The 19643-nt window shown below is 61.3% G+C and carries 18 protein-coding genes and 2 tRNA genes (1 of these 20 running past the window's edge); 4 read left to right on the top strand and 16 right to left on the bottom strand.

The window, feature by feature from the left end:
- Positions 1 to 55: transfer RNA gene (locus AC1RT4_RS12510), tRNA-Met, on the bottom strand (it extends 122 nt beyond the left edge of the window).
- Between the two features lie 205 nt (positions 56 to 260).
- Positions 261 to 337, bottom strand: a tRNA-Met gene (locus AC1RT4_RS12505).
- A gap of 280 nt (positions 338 to 617) precedes the next feature.
- On the opposite strand from AC1RT4_RS12505, the gene dinB reads away from it, so the two are divergent.
- A complete protein-coding gene (dinB, locus tag AC1RT4_RS12500; RefSeq protein WP_493085510.1) occupies positions 618 to 1679 on the top strand; it encodes a DNA polymerase IV in 1062 nt (353 codons plus the stop codon).
- Positions 1680 to 1727: 48 nt separating this feature from the next.
- Here dinB and AC1RT4_RS12495 read toward each other — a convergent pair whose 3' ends face one another.
- From AC1RT4_RS12495 to AC1RT4_RS12480, 4 genes are all read right to left on the bottom strand, one after another.
- Complete coding sequence (locus tag AC1RT4_RS12495; protein ID WP_493085509.1) at positions 1728 to 2681, bottom strand: hypothetical protein; 954 nt, start codon at positions 2679 to 2681, stop codon at positions 1728 to 1730.
- Between the two features lie 17 nt (positions 2682 to 2698).
- Positions 2699 to 4414 carry a proline--tRNA ligase gene (locus AC1RT4_RS12490; RefSeq protein ID WP_115076782.1) on the bottom strand — a complete coding sequence of 572 codons (1716 nt, stop codon included), beginning with the start codon at positions 4412 to 4414 and terminating at the stop codon, positions 2699 to 2701.
- A gap of 115 nt (positions 4415 to 4529) precedes the next feature.
- The gene (locus AC1RT4_RS12485) at positions 4530 to 6089 is read right to left on the bottom strand and encodes an AmpG family muropeptide MFS transporter (RefSeq protein WP_207985216.1); all 1560 of its coding nucleotides are present in this window, start codon (positions 6087 to 6089) and stop codon (positions 4530 to 4532) included.
- A 43-nt stretch (positions 6090 to 6132) separates the two neighbouring features.
- Positions 6133 to 6474 carry an MGMT family protein gene (locus AC1RT4_RS12480; protein ID WP_011332761.1) on the bottom strand — a complete coding sequence of 114 codons (342 nt, stop codon included), beginning with the start codon at positions 6472 to 6474 and terminating at the stop codon, positions 6133 to 6135.
- A 176-nt stretch (positions 6475 to 6650) separates the two neighbouring features.
- Between AC1RT4_RS12480 and AC1RT4_RS12475 the strand changes: the two genes are divergently transcribed.
- On the top strand, positions 6651 to 7658 hold the full coding sequence (locus AC1RT4_RS12475) for a DUF481 domain-containing protein (protein ID WP_493085508.1): 1008 nt from the start codon (positions 6651 to 6653) through the stop codon (positions 7656 to 7658).
- Positions 7659 to 7776: 118 nt separating this feature from the next.
- On the opposite strand, the gene AC1RT4_RS12470 is transcribed toward AC1RT4_RS12475, so the two are convergent.
- Complete coding sequence (locus AC1RT4_RS12470; protein WP_002554837.1) at positions 7777 to 7986, bottom strand: cold-shock protein; 210 nt, start codon at positions 7984 to 7986, stop codon at positions 7777 to 7779.
- Between the two features lie 353 nt (positions 7987 to 8339).
- Here AC1RT4_RS12470 and dcd point away from each other — a divergent pair, with 353 nt between their 5' ends.
- Both dcd and AC1RT4_RS12460 read left to right on the top strand, forming a co-directional pair.
- Positions 8340 to 8906: a dCTP deaminase gene (gene dcd, locus AC1RT4_RS12465; protein ID WP_007954988.1), complete on the top strand. Its 567-nt coding sequence runs from the start codon at positions 8340 to 8342 to the stop codon at positions 8904 to 8906.
- A 106-nt stretch (positions 8907 to 9012) separates the two neighbouring features.
- Positions 9013 to 9222 (top strand): hypothetical protein, encoded by a 210-nt coding sequence (locus tag AC1RT4_RS12460; RefSeq protein WP_085697404.1) that lies wholly within the window; start codon positions 9013 to 9015, stop codon positions 9220 to 9222.
- A gap of 39 nt (positions 9223 to 9261) precedes the next feature.
- Here AC1RT4_RS12460 and pdeM read toward each other — a convergent pair whose 3' ends face one another.
- The 9 genes from pdeM to AC1RT4_RS12415 form a co-directional block, all read right to left on the bottom strand.
- Positions 9262 to 9918: a ligase-associated DNA damage response endonuclease PdeM gene (gene pdeM, locus AC1RT4_RS12455; protein ID WP_493085507.1), complete on the bottom strand. Its 657-nt coding sequence runs from the start codon at positions 9916 to 9918 to the stop codon at positions 9262 to 9264.
- A complete protein-coding gene (locus AC1RT4_RS12450) occupies positions 9918 to 12404 on the bottom strand; it encodes a ligase-associated DNA damage response DEXH box helicase (RefSeq protein WP_493085506.1) in 2487 nt (828 codons plus the stop codon). Before AC1RT4_RS12450 ends, pdeM begins: the two co-directional genes overlap by 1 nt.
- Positions 12405 to 12463: 59 nt before the next feature.
- A complete protein-coding gene (locus AC1RT4_RS12445; protein ID WP_007954993.1) occupies positions 12464 to 13228 on the bottom strand; it encodes an ABC transporter ATP-binding protein in 765 nt (254 codons plus the stop codon).
- A gap of 13 nt (positions 13229 to 13241) precedes the next feature.
- Positions 13242 to 14360: a succinylglutamate desuccinylase/aspartoacylase family protein gene (locus AC1RT4_RS12440; protein WP_493085505.1), complete on the bottom strand. Its 1119-nt coding sequence runs from the start codon at positions 14358 to 14360 to the stop codon at positions 13242 to 13244.
- 12 nt (positions 14361 to 14372) lie between these two features.
- Positions 14373 to 15083, bottom strand: a complete 711-nt coding sequence (locus AC1RT4_RS12435; protein WP_085683297.1) for an ABC transporter permease — start codon at positions 15081 to 15083, stop codon at positions 14373 to 14375.
- Positions 15080 to 15808 carry an ABC transporter permease gene (locus AC1RT4_RS12430; protein ID WP_064593908.1) on the bottom strand — a complete coding sequence of 243 codons (729 nt, stop codon included), beginning with the start codon at positions 15806 to 15808 and terminating at the stop codon, positions 15080 to 15082. Before AC1RT4_RS12430 ends, AC1RT4_RS12435 begins: the two co-directional genes overlap by 4 nt.
- Positions 15809 to 15864: 56 nt before the next feature.
- A complete protein-coding gene (locus tag AC1RT4_RS12425; protein ID WP_007955002.1) occupies positions 15865 to 16647 on the bottom strand; it encodes a transporter substrate-binding domain-containing protein in 783 nt (260 codons plus the stop codon).
- Positions 16648 to 16874: 227 nt separating this feature from the next.
- Complete coding sequence (locus AC1RT4_RS12420) at positions 16875 to 18563, bottom strand: ATP-dependent DNA ligase (RefSeq protein WP_493085504.1); 1689 nt, start codon at positions 18561 to 18563, stop codon at positions 16875 to 16877.
- Positions 18560 to 19594, bottom strand: a complete 1035-nt coding sequence (locus AC1RT4_RS12415) for a ligase-associated DNA damage response exonuclease (protein WP_493085503.1) — start codon at positions 19592 to 19594, stop codon at positions 18560 to 18562. Before AC1RT4_RS12415 ends, AC1RT4_RS12420 begins: the two co-directional genes overlap by 4 nt.
- Positions 19595 to 19643: the final 49 nt, after the last annotated feature.

Genomic DNA, 19643 nt, shown 5'->3' with positions numbered 1-19643 from the left:
ACCGACGACCTTCGGGTTATGAGCCCGACGAGCTACCAGACTGCTCCATCCCGCGTCTGTGTGGCGGCATTCTACAGGCGAACGGCGGGGTGTCAACCGATAATCCCGTGAAGGGTCAAATAAGTGTGCAATCGCGGCAAACGGTCGCAGGGGAAGCGCTAAGTTTCGGAATCGGAACGATTTCCGGAATAGGCGACTGGATCCGAAAAAACAGACGCGCACAAAAAAGGCCAATCTTTCGATTGGCCTTTTCTGATGTTTGGTTGCGGGAGCCGGATTTGAACCGACGACCTTCGGGTTATGAGCCCGACGAGCTACCAGACTGCTCCATCCCGCGTCTGTGTGGCGGCATTCTACAGAGGATCGCCGGGGTGTCAACCTTCAATTCGGATAAAACCTCTTCAGCTTCAATCGGTTAGCGCTGACGGACGGTCTTTTCAGGGGCTGCAGGTCAGGCAGGGCAAGGGTTTCAGCTCTATTGGAGGTTGGTTTTCGATTGAGAAAATAAATTCAAAGTCTATTTCCTACAAACTGAAAAGAACATTCATACCACTGGTGCTATATACAGGTGTCAGTGAGATACTGCCGGTCCGGCTCGCCATGTTTCCTTTTCTGTCATGACTCAGCGAAAAATCATCCACGTCGACTGTGACTGTTTCTACGCCGCCATCGAGATGCGGGATGACCCGAGCCTCGCCGGCAAGCCGTTGGCGGTGGGTGGCTCGGCTGACAGGCGAGGGGTGATCGCCACCTGCAACTATGAGGCGCGGGCCTACGGCGTTCGCTCGGCGATGTCGTCCGGACACGCCCTGAAGCTGTGCCCGGACCTGACCATCGTCAAACCGAGAATGGACGCCTATCGCGAGGCGTCGAAGGAAATTCACACGATCTTCAGCGATTACACCGACCTGATCGAGCCGCTTTCGCTGGACGAGGCCTACCTCGACGTCTCGGACAGCGCGCATTTCGGCGGCAGCGCCACGCTGATCGCCCAGGATATTCGCCGTCGGGTTTCCAATCAGTTGCACATCACCGTCTCCGCCGGCGTGGCGCCGAACAAGTTTCTGGCCAAGATCGCCAGCGACTGGAAAAAGCCCAACGGCTTGTTCGTGATAACCCCGGATCAGGTCGAAGACTTCGTCAGTGGTTTGCCGGTGAGCAAGTTGCACGGGGTGGGCAAGGTCACGGCCGACAAGTTGAGCAAGCTCGGTATCAGTGACTGTCTGCAATTGCGCGAGTGGGACAAGCTGGCGCTGGTGCGGGAATTCGGCAGTTTCGGCGAGCGCTTGTGGAGTCTGGCCCGTGGGATCGATGAGCGGTTGGTGCACAACGACAGTCGCCGTCAGTCGATCAGTGTTGAAAACACCTACGACGTCGATCTGCCGGATCTGCGCAGTTGCCTCGACAAGCTTCCGGAATTGCTGGAAACCCTGAAAACCCGCATGGCGCGGATCGACAGCAGCTACCGGCCGGGCAAGCCGTTCGTCAAAGTGAAGTTTCACGATTTCACCCAGACCACACTGGAACAGGCCGGGGCAGGGCGGGATCTGGGCAGTTACCAGTTGATGCTGACGCAGGCGTTCAATCGCGGTGGCAAACCGGTGCGGTTGCTGGGAGTGGGTGTGCGGCTGGAGGATTTACGCGGCGGGTTCGAACAAATGGAGCTGTTCGAGCGATAGACGGACAAAAAAATGCCCGAACCAGGTTCGGGCATTTTTTCAGGGGTTTCAGTTCGGCCCCGGATCCGCCACCAGACGCCCCGCATCCCGGGTCAGGGACTTGAGGAATTCGGCCTGCAACTCGGGATCGTTGCGGGTCAGTTCGATCAGGCTTTGTTCCAGCTCACTGGCTTCTTCTTCCAGACCCAGTTCCGACAGACGCTTGACCCGGTGCACCCACTGGCTCACTTCGTCGTCTTCCAGATCGTCGTAGATCAGCCCGTGAGCCTCCAGCAGTTTGCCGCGCAGGTGAGTGCTGATCGCCAGAGACGAGTCGGAATGCACGTCATCGTTGCTGTCTTCGACGCTGATCTGCAGTTTGCCTACATGATTGAGGTCGTTTTCGGCGAACGGGCTGTCCAGCAGGTTCAGGCGCAGCACGCCGTTGCGATCGGTGGTCATGTCGAAGGTCTGCTGGCCGGCCTTGACCTGAACCGGGCGCTCGCTCCACGGCAGGCTCGAATACTCCGTGCGCTTGTCGCGCTGGACTTCATCGATACCGGCCAGGTTCTGTTGCGCGCGACCGTTGGATTGCACGTTCATGAACGGGTTGAGCCCGGCGAAGCCGTAGCTGAGCCAGTCACGTGTCACGCTGTCGGGCAGATTGCCGAGCGCAAACACGTTGACCACGTTCGCACCGACGCCACCGACCACCGCCACCGCGCCCAGCGGAATCTCGTAGATTTCCCGCCATGGCTGGTAAGGCGTGTAACGGTCGTAATGGCGCGTGACCTCGAACTCGGTGACTTCGAAAGTCTTCTGTTCGTTGATCTTCACGCGCCGTTGCGGCAGCTCAAGCACCTTGGGCTCGCCGACATCGATCTGCAGGCTGTGATCGAGCAGTTTGCGCTCGACACGTTCCTCGTGCTCGCTGCGTTGTGACATGTGATTGGCACAGCCGCTGACCAGCAGGGTGCCGCACAGGGCGGCACCACCGAGGCCTAAGGTGTTTCGCTTGAACATGACGTCTCTATCTGGTTTCAGCGGCGGATACGGGCCTGAAGGAAGGACAGTACGTCGGCAACCGGCAGCGCTTGCGCCTGGCCTTCGGTACGGCTCTTGTATTCCAGGTTGCCTTCGGCGAGGCCGCGGTCGCTGACCACGATCCGGTGCGGAATGCCGATCAGCTCCATGTCCGCGAACTTGATGCCCGGGCTGGTTTTCTTGTCGCGGTCGTCCAGCAGCACTTCGAAGCCGGCCGCGGTCAGTTCCGCGTACAGCTTGTCGGTGGCTTCGCGCACCAGCTCGGTTTCATAGCGCAGCGGTACCAGGGCGATCTGGAACGGCGCCAGGGTGTCGCTCCAGATGATGCCGTTCTCGTCGTTGTTCTGCTCGATGGCGGCAGCCACCACGCGGGAAACGCCGATGCCGTAGCAACCCATTTCCAGGGTCACCGGCTTGCCGTTCTCGCCCAGCACTTCGCACTTCATCGCCTTGCTGTACTTGTTGCCCAGCTGGAAGATGTGCCCGACTTCGATGCCGCGCTTGATTTCCAGCGTGCCCTTGCCGTCCGGGCTCGGGTCGCCGGCCACGACGTTGCGCAGGTCGGCCACGGTCGGAACCGGCAGGTCACGCTCCCAGTTCACGCCGAAGTAGTGCTTGTCGTCGATGTTCGCACCGATGCCGAAGTCGCTCATCAGCTCGACCGAGCGGTCGATGATGATCGGCAGCGGCAGGTTCAGCGGGCCTAGGGAACCGGCGCCGGCGCCGATGGCGTCGCGCAGTTCGGCATCGGAGGCCATGACCAGCGGGCTGGCAACGCCTGGCTGGTTGGCAGCCTTGATTTCGTTCAGCTCGTGGTCGCCACGGATGATCAGCGCGATCAGCTTGCCTTCTTCTTCGGCGTGCACGATCAGGGTCTTGATGGTCTTTTCAATCGGCAGATTGAATTTCTCCACCAGGGCCGCGATGGTCTTGGTGTCTGGCGTGTCGACCAGACGCAGCTCTTCGCTTGGTGCGGCGCGCGAGGTTTCACGCGGCACGGCTTCGGCTTTCTCGATGTTCGCCGCGTAGTCGGAACCGTTGCTGAAGACGATATCGTCTTCGCCGGACTCGGCCAGCACGTGGAACTCGTGGGAACCGGCGCCGCCGATCGAACCGTTGTCGGCTTCCACCGGACGGAACTTCAGGCCCAGGCGGGTGAAGATGTTGCAGTACGCTTCGTGCATGCGGTCATAAGTGATCTGCAGCGACGCCTGATCCGCATGGAAGGAGTACGAGTCCTTCATGATGAATTCGCGACCGCGCATCAGGCCGAAGCGTGGACGGATTTCGTCACGGAATTTGGTCTGGATCTGGTACAGGTTGATCGGCAGCTGTTTGTAGCTGCTCAACTCGTTGCGCATCAGGTCGGTGATCACTTCTTCGTGGGTCGGGCCCGCGCAGAAATCACGACCGTGGCGGTCTTTGATGCGCAGCAGCTCAGGGCCGTATTCTTCCCAGCGCCCCGATTCCTGCCACAGCTCGGCCGGTTGGGTACTCGGCATCAACACTTCCAGAGAGCCGGCGGCGTTCATTTCTTCGCGAACGATGGCTTCCACCTTGCGCATTACTCGCAAGCCCATCGGCAGCCAGGTGTACAGGCCCGAGGCGAGTTTGCGGATCATGCCGGCGCGCAGCATCAGCTGATGGCTGATCACGACCGCGTCGGAAGGCGTTTCTTTCTGTGTGGCGAGCAAAAATTGACTGGTGCGCATGGTTGGCCGTTGTCGGTTGCTATGACTGGAAATGACGGAGCAGTGTAACGGCGAGATCCGCCGACGTACAGAAGTGCAGCCCCGGCGCAAACCCTCTCGCCGGGTGCGAGATGTCTTACGATTCTTCCACGACGGAGGTCGGTGCAGGTTCCGGCGTCGGCGTCGGGCCTTCGCGACGGCTTTCCTGGAACCAGTGCAGGGCGATCAGCACCAGGGTCGGAACGCCGAGCAGCGCGGTGATCAGGAAGAAGTTGTGGTAACCGAATTTCTCCACCATCACCCCGGAGTAGCCGCCGATCAGGCGTGGCAGCAGGAGCATGATCGAGCTGAGCAGGGCGTACTGCGTCGCAGAGAACTTCAGGTTGGTCAGGCTCGACAGGTAGGCGACGAACGCCGAGGTGGCCAGGCCCGAACTGAAATTGTCGAGGGAGATCGTCACCACCAGCATCTGCAGGTTCGGACCCATGTCGGCCAGCATCAGGAACAGCAGGTTGGTGGCCGCCGACGCAGCGCCACCGATGAGCAGGATCGGCAGGATGCCGAAGCGCACGATCAGCAGACCGCCCATGCCGGCGCCGACGAGGGTCATGATCAGGCCGAAGATCTTGCTGACGCTGGCGATCTGATCCTTGGTGAAGCCCTGGTCGATGTAGAACACGTTGGCCATCACGCCCATCACCGTGTCGGACATCCGATAGGTGGCGATCAGGCCGAGCAACAGCAGCGCCTGCCAGCGGTAGCGCAGGATGAAGTCGTTGACCGGCGTCAGCACCGGCGCCAGACCGCGACGACCCATGGCCGAGAGGCACAGGCAGGTCAGCGTGGTGTAGAGAATCGCGCGCAGGAATGCCCGGTCTTCCAGCAGCAGGTCCAGCGGGCTCATGTCACCAAACAGCACGCTGGCGAAATCGGTGTTGTAGAGCTGGGTGAACATCGCCGGCACGGAGACCAGCAAAATGATCAGCACGAACACTGACATCAACTGATGCATGAAGGTGTAACGCCCGGCCTGCAACTGGGTGCGCAACGGCACCGGCGGCTCGCGCATCAGCAGGGTGGTGAGCAGGGCAGGGACCATCAGGGCGCCGAACAGCACGTAGGTGCCGGTCCAGGCGGAGTGCTGGTAGTTGAAGCCCGTGGAGCCGAAGCCCTCGGCGAAGAACAGTGCGCCGGCCGTCGCCAGCAGCGCAGCAACCCGATAACCGGACATGTAACTGGCGGCCAGTGCGGCCTGGCGGTTGTCTTCGGCTATTTCCAGGCGATAGGCGTCGACGGCGATATCCTGGGTGGCGGAAGCGAACGCGACGACCACCGCGATGGCGATCAGCCAGGAAAGGTGTTTCTGCGGGTCGCAAAAACCCATGCCGATCAGACCGAGGATCACCAGCGTCTGTGAGAGCACCAGCCACGAACGGCGACGACCCAGCTTGCCCAGCAGCGGCAGGCGCCATTGGTCGAGCAGGGGCGACCAGACCCATTTGAATGCGTAGGCCAGACCGATCAGGCTGGCGTAGCCGATCGTCTCACGGGCCACACCGGCTTCACGCAGCCAGACCGAAAGTGTCGAGAACACCAGCATGTACGGCAGGCCGGCGGCGAAACCCAGCAACAACAGCACGAGCGTCGAAGGACTGGCATAGGCGGCGAGCGCGGCGCGCCAGGTTTTACGGGGCATGGGCTGAAGTCTGCCTCAAGATTGCGAAAACAAAGCGCGCACTCTAACCGCTGTGCTCTACCGGACGCCAGCCATGGCGCCGAATATCCACACGATTGTTCAGGACGGTGATGCCCTCCATGCGCAATCGGGCCCGCTGTTCGTCCCCGGACGGGCTGCCCGCCGGCAGGCTGATCCGACCGCCGGCGCCAAGTACACGGTGCCACGGCAGCTTGGTGTCGCCGGGCAATTGGCTCAGGGTCCGGCCGACCCAGCGGGCGGCGCGCCCCAACCCCGCCAGTTCGGCCAACTGACCATAGCTGACGACTTTGCCCTCAGGCACTTGGGCGAGGGTGGAATAGAGTGCCGTGCGTCGGATTTGCGGATCGTTTTCGCAGGCATGCATCGGGTCTGTCACGTGCGCGGTTCCTGAACTTGATCGCGTTATGTCCTTAAGCGTAATCGGTGGAGGGGCAATTGAGAAATGAACTCAACAGAAATAGCCGGGTCACTCCTTGTCAGGGAATTATTCCTACGGATAATGCCGACCCTTTTTCGCAAACTTGAGTCCCCGATTCGCTTATGTTGTCCAGAACCCTGCTGTGCCTTGCTGTCTTCAGTGCGTCCACACCCCTGCTTGCCGACACCGTCTGGTTGAAGAACGGTGACAAGCTGAGCGGCAAAATCACGCTGTTCGACGGTGGCAAGCTGCTGGTCCAGACCGAGTACGCCGGGGCCGTGACCATCGACTGGAAGCAGGTCAAGACGCTGGAGAGCGATCAGGAGTTGCTGGTCAAGCAGGACGCCTACAACGGCGAGAAGGCCAAGTCGCTGAGTGCTGCTGAAGACGGCAAGGTCACTCTGGCCAACGGCGAAGCGCCGAAAACCGTGGAGCTGGCGAGCATTCAGCAGATTCTCAAGCCGAAACCGGTTGTCGAGGACCTGGTGTGGAAGGGCAACGTCGACCTGGCGCTGGATTACCAGCGTGCGGAAAAAGATACCGACGATTACGACATCGGCTTCAAGACGTCTGCCCGCCACGGTCGCTGGCGGCACACCGCCGAGGGCGAGTACAACCGCGAAGTGCAGGACGACGTGACCACCACCGACAACTGGCGCGCCGAATATGCACTCGACCGCTTCCTGACAGACAAGTGGTTCTGGCAGGGCCGCCTGAACTACAAACGCGACCACATCGAAGAGCTGGCCCGCCAGCGCGTGGTCGGTACCGGTCCGGGTTACCAGTTCTGGGATGACGAGCTGGGGGCGTTCTCCCTGGGTTCGCTGCTCAACCGCACCGACTACCAGTATCGCGATGGCAGCAAAGACAACTTCTATTCGGTCGCCATGAAGTGGGACTACAACCGCTACCTGATCGGCAAGAAGGTCGAGTTCTTCACCAATGGCGAAGTCGGCAACCCCCTGTCCGGGGTGGCCAACTACGCGCTGGATGCGGAAATGGGCCTGCGCTACAAGGTCACCGACTGGGCCTCGCTCAACCTCAAGGCCGAACGCGACATCATCAGCGGCACCGAGGATGCGGACCTGAGCAAGACCCGCTACACCGCCGGCTTCGGCGTTGCCTGGTAAATAACGCAAAAGATCGCAGCCTTCGCAGGCTGCGATCTTTTTTTGCGCCCGGAAAAACAGACGCCCACAAAAAAGCCCCGCTTTTGAGGGCGGGGCCTTTTACTAAAGAAGCTACAAGTTAGATAACTTGTACTTCTTCAGCTTGCATGCCTTTCTGACCGCGGGTAGCGATGAAAGAAACCTGTTGGCCTTCTTTCAGGCTTTTGAAGCCGTCGGATTGGATAGCTTTGAAGTGAACGAACAGGTCGTCACCGGATTGTGGAGTGATGAAGCCGAAGCCTTTTTCATCGTTGAACCACTTAACGGTACCGGTTTGGCGATTAGACATGGTGTAACTCCTTGGACAAAGATAACTGCGACTCAGGAAGAACCCTGGCCGAGACTGAGTGCAAAGAGCAGGAAAAATTCTTGTAGATGGTTGGATCGAAATTCAACATATCGTGTAGAGATTCTCAGTGACACAAGCAGCACAGTGGCGCCACCTTAACCCTTTTTCCGGAACGTGCCAATGCTTCTTGCGAAGGTTTCTCTGTTTTAGGGATCGGCGGTGTGACGGTTCGTCGCCAGGCCGCGTAATTCCTGCACGTTCGGCGAGAATTGCAGCCCGGACTTTGAACCCGGCGGCGCGCCCGGTAAGATGCCGGACAGATTTTTTCCACCTCGCTATTCAGGACACCCGCCATGAGCATCAAATCGGACAAGTGGATTCGCCGCATGGCGCAGGAACACGGCATGATCGAGCCGTTCGTCGAGCGCCAGGTTCGCGGCAGCGACGACAGCCGTGTGATCTCCTACGGTGTGTCGAGCTACGGCTACGATGTGCGTTGCACCAATCATTTCAAGGTGTTCACCAACATCAATTCGGCCATCGTCGATCCGAAAAACTTCGACGCCGGCAGCTTCGTCGACGTCCACAGCGACGTCTGCATCATTCCGCCGAACTCCTTCGCCCTGGCCACGACCGTTGAATACTTCCGTATTCCACGCAACGTCCTGACCATCTGCCTGGGCAAGAGCACCTACGCTCGCTGCGGCATCATCGTCAACGTCACTCCGCTCGAGCCTGAGTGGGAAGGCCAGGTGACCCTGGAGTTCTCGAACACCACCAACCTGCCGGCGAAGATCTACGCCAACGAAGGCGTGGCGCAGATGCTGTTCCTCGAATCTGACGAGGAATGCGAAGTCTCCTACAAGGACCGTGCCGGCAAGTACCAGGGCCAGCGTGGCGTGACCCTGCCTCGCACCTGATCCGTCCATCCGGCAGTTACCGGGAATTCTTCGGCGGGTAGACACTCTATGGGGTGTACTGCCCGTTTCGCGAACAGCGGGACGGGCCTTCGCCGAGGAGTGCTCCATGAAGATCGATCCGCAAATCACTGCCGAACTGGCAAGGCTCGAGCCCAATCAGGTTGGCGTATTGGCCTGGTCCTTGTTGGCACACCCGCCCATCGCCATGGCTGGCGGAATTCCTCACCAGCCCGATCCCGATACCCCCAACGAAGAACCGACTGAGCCCGGCGAACCTACATTGCCGGACAAACCGCCACCTGCGCCCGTCGCTTGATTGACTGTATGGCCCGTCGGCTGAATCCTGAACAGGACTTCAGCCGACGGGCCATATTTCGTTGTCGCCAATGACAAAGATCCGACAGCTGTCTTCCTTTTCCACCGGAAAACCGCCGGTAAAGGCCCCGAACGCCGGCAGCAGGCTGATGCGTTCTCCCAGCCTGAAACACGCCAGCCGCAAACGCTGCCGCCCCTTGCCGTTCAATCGGTAAACCGGATGGACATGGCCTGCAAGCACGTGACGTTCAGGGTGCGGATCGGGTTCGTGCTGCAACGCGAAAGGTCCAAGCAGCAACGGCTCCGGAACCACCCGAATGTTCAGCGTCTGCGGTGGATCACCGGCGCGCTTATCGTGATTGCCGCGAATCAGCGTGATCGGCAGATCGGCGTGGCGTGAGCGCCACTCAGACAATGCATTTAAAGTGCCCGAGGCATGCGAACCGGGCCCGTGCAGAAAATCCCCAAGAAAGATCAGTTGCCGACACGGCAGTTTCGCCAGCAACTGCTCGATCACGGCGATGTTACTCGCGGTGGTGCCCTGCGGCACCGGCTGCCCCAGGCGCCGGTAAGCGGCCGCCTTGCCGAAATGCACATCGGCAATCAGCAGCGCCTGTTGCGCCGGCCAGTACAGCGCCTTTTCCGGCAGCAGCCAGAGATCTTCACCTGCCAGACGCACCGGGTAGGGCGCGTTCATCAGGATTGGCCCTTGTCGGCGGTTTGTTCCAGATCGCCAACCATACGCCGGATGCGGTCGGCGAGTTTTTCCGAGCTCATGCTTTCGCGCATACGTTCCACCAGCAACGGAAAGCCGAGCGGTGTAGGACGTTTTATCAAATGCATGTCCAGTTTCATCCGGTTGATCCGCTCCAGTGTCTGTTCCAGTCGACGAATATCCAGTTCTTCCCGCAGGACTTCTTCCCCGGCCTGGGCCAGTAGCAGGTTGTCGGCGTCGTATTGTTTGAACACTTCAAAGAACAGCCCGCTGGAGGCCTGGACCTGACGGGTACTCTTCGGTGCACCGGGGTAACCGGCGAACACCAGTCCGGCAATCCGCGCAATTTCCCGAAACCTGCGCAGCGCCAGTTCGCCCGCATTGAGGCTGGCCAGCACGTCTCTCAATAAATCCCCAGGGCTGAGCAGCGCGCCATCCAGTTGCACGGACCAGTCAACGGGCGTGGCGCTGAGCAGTTCCAGCCCGTAATCGTTGACCGCAATCGAGAAGGTTACAGGCAGGCGCTGACTGACCCGCCACGCCAGCAGGCTGGCCAGCCCCAGATGCACCTGACGTCCGGCAAACGGATAGAGGAAAAGGTGCCAGCCTTCGCGGGATTTCAGCACTTCGGCCAGCAGATTGTTGACGGTCGGCAGGCCCGACCAGCGCATTTGCGTTTCCAGTAACGGGCGCAAGGCCTGCATTTCCGGGCCGGCGAATTCACCTTGTGCCGCCGCGCTGAAACGGGTGACCACCGCTTCGGCCAATTCATTGGAGAGCGGCATGCGCCCGCCATTCCAGCGCGGTACGGCAGCTTTTTTCGCGGTGCTGCGTTTGACGTAGGCGGTCATGTTTTCCACCCGCACCAGTTCCAGCAAGCGCCCGGCGAACAGAAAACCATCGCCGGGTTTGAGGCGTGCGATAAAACCTTCTTCAACACTGCCCAGTTGTTTGCCGCCACCGCCCTTGCTCCAGAACTTCAGATGAATGCTGGCATCGCTGACGATGGTGCCGATGCTCATCCGATGACGGCGCGCCAGTCGCGCATCGGGAACGCGCCAGATCCCGTGCTCATCCGGCTCGACCCGGCGGTAATCCGGGTACGCCGTCAGCGACATCCCGCCGTGGCGTACGAACGCCAGCGCCCAGGCCCAGTCTGCTGGTGTCAGGTCGCGATAGGCCCAGGCACCACGGACTTCTTCGTACAGTTGGTCGGGAACAAAGCCACCGCCCAAGGCGATGCTGACCAGATGCTGCACCAGCACATCCAGCGGTTTGTGTGGGGACAGTCGCGGTTCGATCCGCCGCTGTGCCACGGCATCGCCAGCGGCCGCAGCTTCGATCAGCTCCAGGCTGTGGGTCGGCACCAGGGTGACCCGCGAGGTTCTACCGGGCGCATGGCCCGAACGCCCAGCGCGCTGCATCAGCCGCGCGACGCCTTTGGCCGAGCCGATCTGCAGCACCCGTTCCACCGGCAGGAAATCCACCCCAAGATCCAGACTTGAAGTGCAGACCACGGCTTTGAGTTGCCCATTTTTCAGCGCTTGCTCGACCCAGTCGCGGGTGTCCCGGGACAGCGAACTGTGGTGTAGCGCGATCAACCCGGCCCAGTCCGGTCGCGCTTCCAGCAAGGCCTGATACCAGATTTCCGATTGCGCCCGGGTGTTGGTGAACACCAGGCTGCTGGCGCAGACGTCCAGTTCGGCGACCACCTGCGGCAACATCTTCAAACCGATGTGCCCGGCCCAGGGAAAGCGTTCGATCGCCGGTGGGAGCAGCGTGTCGACCTTGAGCGACTTTTCGCTTTGCCCCTGAATACTGACGCCACCGCCCTGTGGGATCAGCACCTGTTCGGCGTGGGACTGATTGCCGAGCGTTGCGGAAACGCCCCAGACGATCAGCCCCGGCTGCCAGCGCCGTAGCCGGGCGAGGGCCAGTTGCAATTGCACGCCGCGCTTATTGCCGAGCAATTCGTGCCACTCATCCACCACGACCATGCGTAGCGTCGACAGCGCCGTTTGTGCGTCGGCGCGGGCGAGCATCAGGGTCAGGCTTTCCGGGGTGGTGATCAGCGTGGTCGGCAGGCGCCGGTTCTGCCGGGCGCGCTCGCTGCTGCCGGTGTCGCCGGTGCGCAGGCCGACGCTCCAGGGAATCTGCAGATCGTCCAGCGGCGTTTGCAGGGCACGCGCGGTGTCGGCGGCCAGCGCCCGCATCGGGGTGATCCACAAAACAGTCAGTGGTTCGGCGGGTGGTGGGCGTTTGCGAGTAGTTTCAGCAACAGGCCCGGAGCGGGCAAAGCGATTGAGCGCAGCAAACCACACTGCGTAGGTTTTACCGGCACCGGTGCTGGCGTGCAGCAGGCCGGATTCGCCACGTTTGACTGCCACCCACACTTGTTTCTGAAAGGCGAACGGCTTCCAGTCGCGGGCGCTGAACCAGTGTTTGGCGAAGTCGGTGGAAGTGCCCATGCCGGCGACGTGTGCTCTGAAGGTGTTCCTTCAGTGACCGCGCCGGCCGGGCAATAGTTTTACTTGAGATTGCCGCTGAGGAATTGCTTCAGGCGTTCGCTTTTCGGATTGCCCAGCACTTCTTCGGGCGCGCCTTCCTCTTCCACCAGCCCCTGATGCAGGAACAGCACCTGGCTCGAGACCTTGCGCGCAAAGCTCATTTCGTGGGTGACCATGATCATGGTGCGGCCTTCTTCGGCCAGGCCCTGAATCACCTTGAGCACTTCGCCGACCAGCTCCGGGTCCAGCGCCGAAGTCGGCTCGTCAAACAGCATGACTTCCGGCTCCATCGCCAATGCCCGGGCAATCGCCACCCGTTGTTGCTGGCCGCCGGAAAGGAACGCCGGGTATTGATCCGCCACTCGCGCCGGCAGACCGACCTTTTCCAGATAACGCCGGGCGCGGTCGTCGGCTTCCTGTTTGCTGCAACCCAGCACCCGGCGCGGGGCCATGGTGATGTTTTCCAGCACGGTCATGTGGCTCCACAGGTTGAAGTGCTGGAACACCATTGCCAGCCGGGTGCGCAGGCGTTGCAGTTCATCGGCGTCGGCGACATGCATGCCGTGGCGGTCGGTGACCATGCGGATCGCCTGGCCGTCGAGGCTCATCGCGCCGTCGTTGGGTTGTTCGAGAAAGTTGATGCAGCGCAAGAAGGTGCTTTTGCCCGAGCCGCTGGCGCCGATCAGACTGATCACGTCGCCGGTCTTGGCCTTGAGCGAGACGCCTTTGAGCACCTGATGGTCGCCATAGCTTTTGTGCAGGCCTTCAACGGTCAATTTGTACATGGGACAGGCATCCTCAAGGCGAAAGTAGATAGCCGCTGCGATAGGCTTCGGCGCCCGCGACGTGGGCGATCACCATCCCGGCGGTGGCCATGCGCCGCAACGAGCGGGCATAGAGCAGACCGGAAGCGGTGCAATGGACTGGCGTGACCCGGTCGCTGATCGGGTCGATGATTTCGGCGATTTTCTGGCCGGCTTCCAGCCACTGTCCGGGTGTGGCGCTGTAGACCAGCAGCCCGCCGACGGGCGTGGCCACCGGTTCCACGCCGGCCAGCGGTGTGGCGGGATGTGGCAGCGCCGGCAAGGCTTTGGGTTCGCCGACGATGGCGCCGAAATGGATCAGGTAATCGATCAGCGCCTGGCAATCGCGACTGGCCAGCGGATGGGTGACATCCCCTTGACCACGCAACTCGACGGTGACCGAGAAACTGCCGAGCGGAATTTCGAAGTGTTCGCCGAAGCGCTCCTTCAATTGCCACCACAGCAGGGTGAAGCACTCGTCGAACGACTGGCCGCCGGAGTCGGTGGCCAGCAGGCTTGCCTGGGATTCGATATAACGCGCCAGCGGCTCGACCTGTGGCCAGGCCTCGGGCGTGGTGTAGAGGTGAACCACGGATTCGAAATCGCAATGCAGGTCGAGCACCATGTCCGCATCGCAGGCCAGCCGTTGCAGGGTCAGGCGCTGGGATTGCAGTTGTGTGCTGGCGGTGTGGCGGGCGAGGGCGTTGCGCAGGCTGGAACGGATCAGCTCGAGGTTGCGCTGCGGGTCGTCGCACAGCTGCGATTCGATTTCGTTGCCGATTTCTTCGCTGAGGTCGACGAACCAGCGGTTGAAATTCTGCCCGCTCTCCAGTTCGTAGCGGCCCAGCGGCACATCCATCAGCACCTGTTCGAGGCCGACCGGGTTGGCCACCGGCACCAGCACGATTTCGCTGCGCAGGCGCCCGGCGGCTTCCAGCTCCGCCAGACGCTGTTTGAGGTGCCAGGCCACGAGCATGCCGGGCAGTTCGTCGGCGTGCAGCGAGGACTGGATGTAGATCTTGCCCTGGGCCTTGTCCGGGCCGAAGTGAAAACTGTGGATCTGTCGTGCGGTCCCCGGCAGCGGGGCCAGCAGGTCGTGTATCTGGTGGCGCATCTCAAAAGGGTCCTAGTGGGTCGGGCCAAGGAAGGCCAGCCATCGGCGTTCGGCAAGGCGGAACAGGCCGACCAGCGCAAAGGTGATGGTCAGGTAGATCAGCGCGGCGATGCCGAACGACTGGAAGGTCAGGAAGGTCGCCGAGTTGGCGTCCCGCGCGACTTTCAGGATGTCGGGGATGGTCGCGGTGAAAGCCACGGTGGTCGAGTGCAGCATCAGGATCACTTCGTTGCTGTAGTACGGCAACGAGCGGCGCAGCGCCGACGGCATGATCACGTAGGCATACAGCTTCCAGCCGGTCAGGCCGTAGGCCTTGGCCGCTTCGACTTCGCCGTGGTTCATGCTGCGGATGGCCCCGGCGAAGATCTCCGTGGTGTAGGCACAGGTGTTGAGGGCGAAGGCCAGGATCGTGCAGTTCATCGCATCGCGAAAGAAACTGTCGAGCACCGGTTGCGCACGCACGGCGGCCAGGCTGTAGATCCCGGTGTAGCAGATCAGCAACTGGATATAGAGCGGCGTGCCACGGAACAGGTAGGTGTAGAACTGCACCGGCCAGCGAATGTAGAAGTGTGGCGAGACCCGGGCGATCGACAGCGGTATCGACACGATGAAACCGAAGAAGATCGAGGCACTGAGCAGCCACATCGTCATCGCCAGCCCGGTGATGTTCTGGCCGTCGGTATAAAGGAAGGCTTTCCAGTATTCCTGCAGGAGTTCGATCATCGTACGGCCTCCCGGGCACCGGCGGCGTAACGGCGTTCGAGCCAGCGCAGGATGAAGTTCGAGGCACTGGTGATCAGCAGGTAGATCAACGCGGCGAGGACCAGGAAGTAAAACAGTTGATAGGTGCTCTTGCCGGCGTCCTGCGCGGCCTTGACCAGATCGGCGAGGCCGATGATCGAGACCAGCGCGGTGGCCTTGAGCATCACCATCCAGTTGTTGCCGATGCCCGGCAGGGCGAAGCGCATCATTTGCGGGAACACCACGAAACGAAAGCGCTGGCCGCGCTTGAGGCCATAGGCGGTGGCCGCTTCGACCTGACCGCGCGGCACGGCGAGAATCGCCCCGCGAAAGGTTTCAGTGAAGTACGCGCCATAAATGAAGCCCAGGGTCAGGACCCCGGCGCTGAACGGGTCGATCTCGATGTATTCCCATTCCAGGTAATCGGTGAGCGTCGTCAACCAGGTTTGCAGGCTGTAGAAGATCAGCAGCATCAGCACCAGGTCCGGCACCCCGCGAATCAGCGTGGTGTAGAGCTGGGCGGGCAGGCGCAGCAGTTTGACTTTTGACAGCTTGGCACTGGCGCCGAGCAGGCCGAGCAACACGGCCACCAGCAGCGACAACGCCGACAATTTGATGGTCATCCAGGTGCCTTCCAACAGCAAAGGGCCAAAACCCTTGAGGCTGAAGGCGGAGAGCCCCAGATTTTGTAAGAGGTTTTCGAACATAAATCAGCAACCTGACTGAATGAAAAAGGCGCCCATCGAGGATGGGCGCCGGGGCATTATTTGCCGCTGTACAGATTCAGATCGCCAAAGTGTTTCTTTTGAATCTCGGCGTATTTGCCATCATCGTGTAACGCTTTGATACCTTTATCCAAAAGCGCTTTCAGCTCGGTGTTACCTTTCTTAATACCGACAGCGGTCTTGGCTGGCAGCAAGTGGTTGTCGACCGGCTCGCTGACTGCGTAGTCGGCACCCTGTGGCGACTTCAGAAAGCCCAGTTCGGCCTGCAACATGTCCTGAATGCCCGCATCGAGACGGCCGGAAGTCAGGTCTGAATACACCTGGTCCTGATTCTGATAGGCCTGGGTTTTCACGCCGGCCTTGTCCAGCACGGCTTTGGCATAGGCTTCCTGGATGGTGCCTTGCTCGTAGCCGACGGTTTTGCCTTTCAGCGAGGCGACGTCGTCGGTGATGCCCGAACCTTTTTTCGACACGTATGCAGTCGGGCCGGAGAACAGCTCGCTGGAGAAGTCGATGACTTTTTCGCGGGCTTCGGTAACGGTCATCGACGAGATCACACCGTCGAATTTATTGGCCTTGAGGCCTGGAATCATACCGTCGAAGTCACTTTCGACCCATTTGCACTTGACCTTCAGCTCGGCACAGATCGCGTTGCCCAGATCGATGTCGAAGCCAACCAGGCTGCCGTCTGCCGCTTTCGACTCGAACGGTGCGTAGGAAGGGTCAACGCCAAACCGCAGTTCTTTGTATTCCTTGGCCAGCGCGGAGCCGGCGGCCATGCACAACGCCAGTGCAGAAAGGGTCAGCAATGCTTTTTTCATTATTCAATCCCTAAGAACCAATATGAGCGCTTGTGGCGCGGAATGATTGTTACTGGAGCGCTTACGACTTATAGAAAGTAGCAATTTCCGAACCAGAGTCCCGAACAAGTGTTTTAAAAGGTGTAGGAAGTGCAGGCCGGGGCCGGTCAGTGCACGAAAACGGGCGCGACGGAAAAGCTGCACCAGGTTGGTTCGGTGCAGGGGCTTCCGGACATCAGGGGAAGGGATCAGACCAACAGGTTTTGCAAGGTCGCCAGGCTGTCGGCCTCGTCCACGGTCTTGTCCTGGCGCCAGCGCAGCATGCGCGGGAAGCGCACGGCGATGCCGCTCTTGTGCCGGCGGGAGAGGGCGATGCCTTCGAAGCCCAGTTCGAACACCAGGCTGGGGGTCACGCTGCTGACCGGGCCGAATTTTTCCACGGTGGTCTTGCGCACGATGCTGTCGACTTCGCGCATTTCCGCATCGGTCAGCCCGGAATAGGCCTTGGCGAACGGTACCAGCGCCCGCGCACTGGAACCGGGCGGGCCGTCCCACACCGCAAAGGTGTAATCGCTGTAGAGACTGGCGCGGCGACCATGCCCGCGCTGGGCGTAGATCAGCACCGCGTCGACGCTGAACGGATCGACCTTCCATTTCCACCACACGCCCATGTCCTTGGTCCGGCCGACGCCGTACATCGCGTCCCGGGCCTTGAGCATCATGCCCTCGACCCCCAGACGCCTGGAGGCCTCGCGCTGGCGGGCCAGGTCGAACCAGTCGTCACCCGTCAGAACCGGCGAAGGCAACAGCACCGGGTTGTTGCAGCGGGCGATGACGTGTTCCAGTTGTTCACGACGCCTGGCCTGGGGCTGGTTGCGCCAGTCTTCGCCCTGCCATTCGAGCAGGTCGTAGGCGAGTACCACCACCGGCGCGTCTTCAAGGATTTTGCGGTCCAGCGACTTGCGGCCGATCCGTTGTTGCAACAGCGCGAACGGTTGCACCGCCGGGGCTTCTGTCGACTGCGGATCGAAAGCGTCTTCGGTGACCGGTCGCTGGTTCTTCCAGACCACGATCTCGCCATCGATCACCGTGCCGTCGGGCAAACCGTGCACCAGCGTGTCGAGTTCGGGAAAACGTTCGGTGACCAGTTCTTCGCCCCGTGACCAGATCCACAGCTTTCCGTCGCGCTTGACCACCTGCGCGCGGATGCCATCCCACTTCCATTCCACTTGCCAGTTACTGGCCGGCCCGAGCAGCGCGTCGAAGGTTTCCACCGGTTGCGCCAACGCGTGAGCGAGGAAGAACGGGTAGGGCTGGCCGCCGCGCTGGGCGTGTTCGTCGCTGGATTCGGGGGCGATCAGTTTCAGGTAGCTGGCAGCGTTCGGCCGGTTGGACAAATCGGTGTAACCCACCAGCCGTTGCGCCACGCGTTTGCTGTCGAGCCCGGCCATAGAAGCCAGGGCGCGGGTCACCAGCAGTTTGGATACGCCGACCCGGAAGCTGCCGGTGATCAGTTTGATGCACAGCATCAGGCTCGGCCGATCCAGTTGCGCCCACAGTGCGGGTAACTGATGGGCGAGGTATTCCGGGGTTTCACCGCGCAGGGGCAAAAGTTTGTCTTCGATCCATTCGGCGAGGCCGGCCTCGGAGGTGTGCGGGTGTTCCGGCAGCACCAGCGAAATGGTTTCCGCCAGATCGCCGACCGCTTGATAGCTCTCCTCGAACAGCCACGGCGCCAGCCCGGACACTTCGACCGCCAGATCCCGCAGGACACGCACCGGCACCAGTTGCCGAGGCCGGCCGCCGGACAAAAAGTACACCGCCCACGCGGCATCCTGCGGTTGCGCCTGGGCGAAGTAGGTTTGCATGGCCGCCAGTTTGGCGTTGCTGGAGGTGGTGGCGTCGAGCTCGGCGTACAACCCGGCGAAGTCTTTCATGGTTGCACCTCGGCAACGGCGGGCGTGGCGGTGGAAAGCTCTTCTTCGTCGTCACCGTATTCGGTGTTGAAACCTTGTGCGTCGAGCCCTTTTTCGCGCAGATGACGCACCAGCACGCCAATCGAGCCGTGGGTGACCATCACCCGTTCGGCGCCGGTCTGTTCGATGGCCCACAACAGGCCGGGCCAGTCGGCGTGATCCGAAAGCACAAAACCGCGATCGACCCCGCGCCGCCGACGGGTGCCGCGCAGGCGCATCCAGCCGCTGGCGAAGCTGTCGCTGTAATCGCCGAAACGGCGCATCCAGCTGCTGCCGCCGGCCGAAGGCGGGGCGATGACCAGCGCCTGGCGCATCATCGGGTCGTTCTTCTTCACGTCGCCGGCGTAGATGGTTGGCGGCAGGTAGACGCCGGCCTCGCGGTACACGCGGTTCAGCGGCTCGACCGCACCGTGGCTGAGGATCGGCCCGAGAGTTTCGTCGATGCCGTGGAGAATCCGCTGGGCCTTGCCGAACGAATAGCAGAACAACACGCTGGCCTTGCCGGCCTCGATGTTGCCCTGCCACCACTGATTGATCTCGGCGAACACCTGCGCCTGCGGCTGCCAGCGGTAGATCGGCAGGCCGAAGGTCGATTCGGTGATGAAGGTGTGGCAGCGCACCGGTTCGAACGGCGCGCAGGTGCCATCGGGTTCGATCTTGTAGTCGCCGGACGCGACCCAGACTTCGCCACCGTATTCCAGCCGCACCTGGGCCGAGCCGAGCACATGGCCGGCGGGATGAAAACTCAGGGTGACGCCGTGATGCGTCAGGCGCTGGCCGTAGTCGAGGGTTTGCAGGTTGATGTCCGCGCCCAGACGCGCACGCAGAATCCCTTCGCCGGCGCTGGCGGCCAGGTAATGCTGGTTGCCGCCACGGGCATGATCGCCATGGGCATGGGTAATCACCGAGCGCTCGACGGGCCGCCACGGGTCAATGTAGAAATCCCCGGCGGGGCAGTAGAGGCCTTCGGGGCGGGCGATAACAAGGTCCATGGCGTTACCGGAATGGAGGGACTTGTTAGCTATGAGGTTTGCGCGAAGT

This window comes from Pseudomonas sp. GW821-FHT11D10, assembly GCF_058808435.1.
Note: the sequence above shows the minus strand (reverse complement) of the source record. Positions and strands in the feature narration are given on the sequence as shown.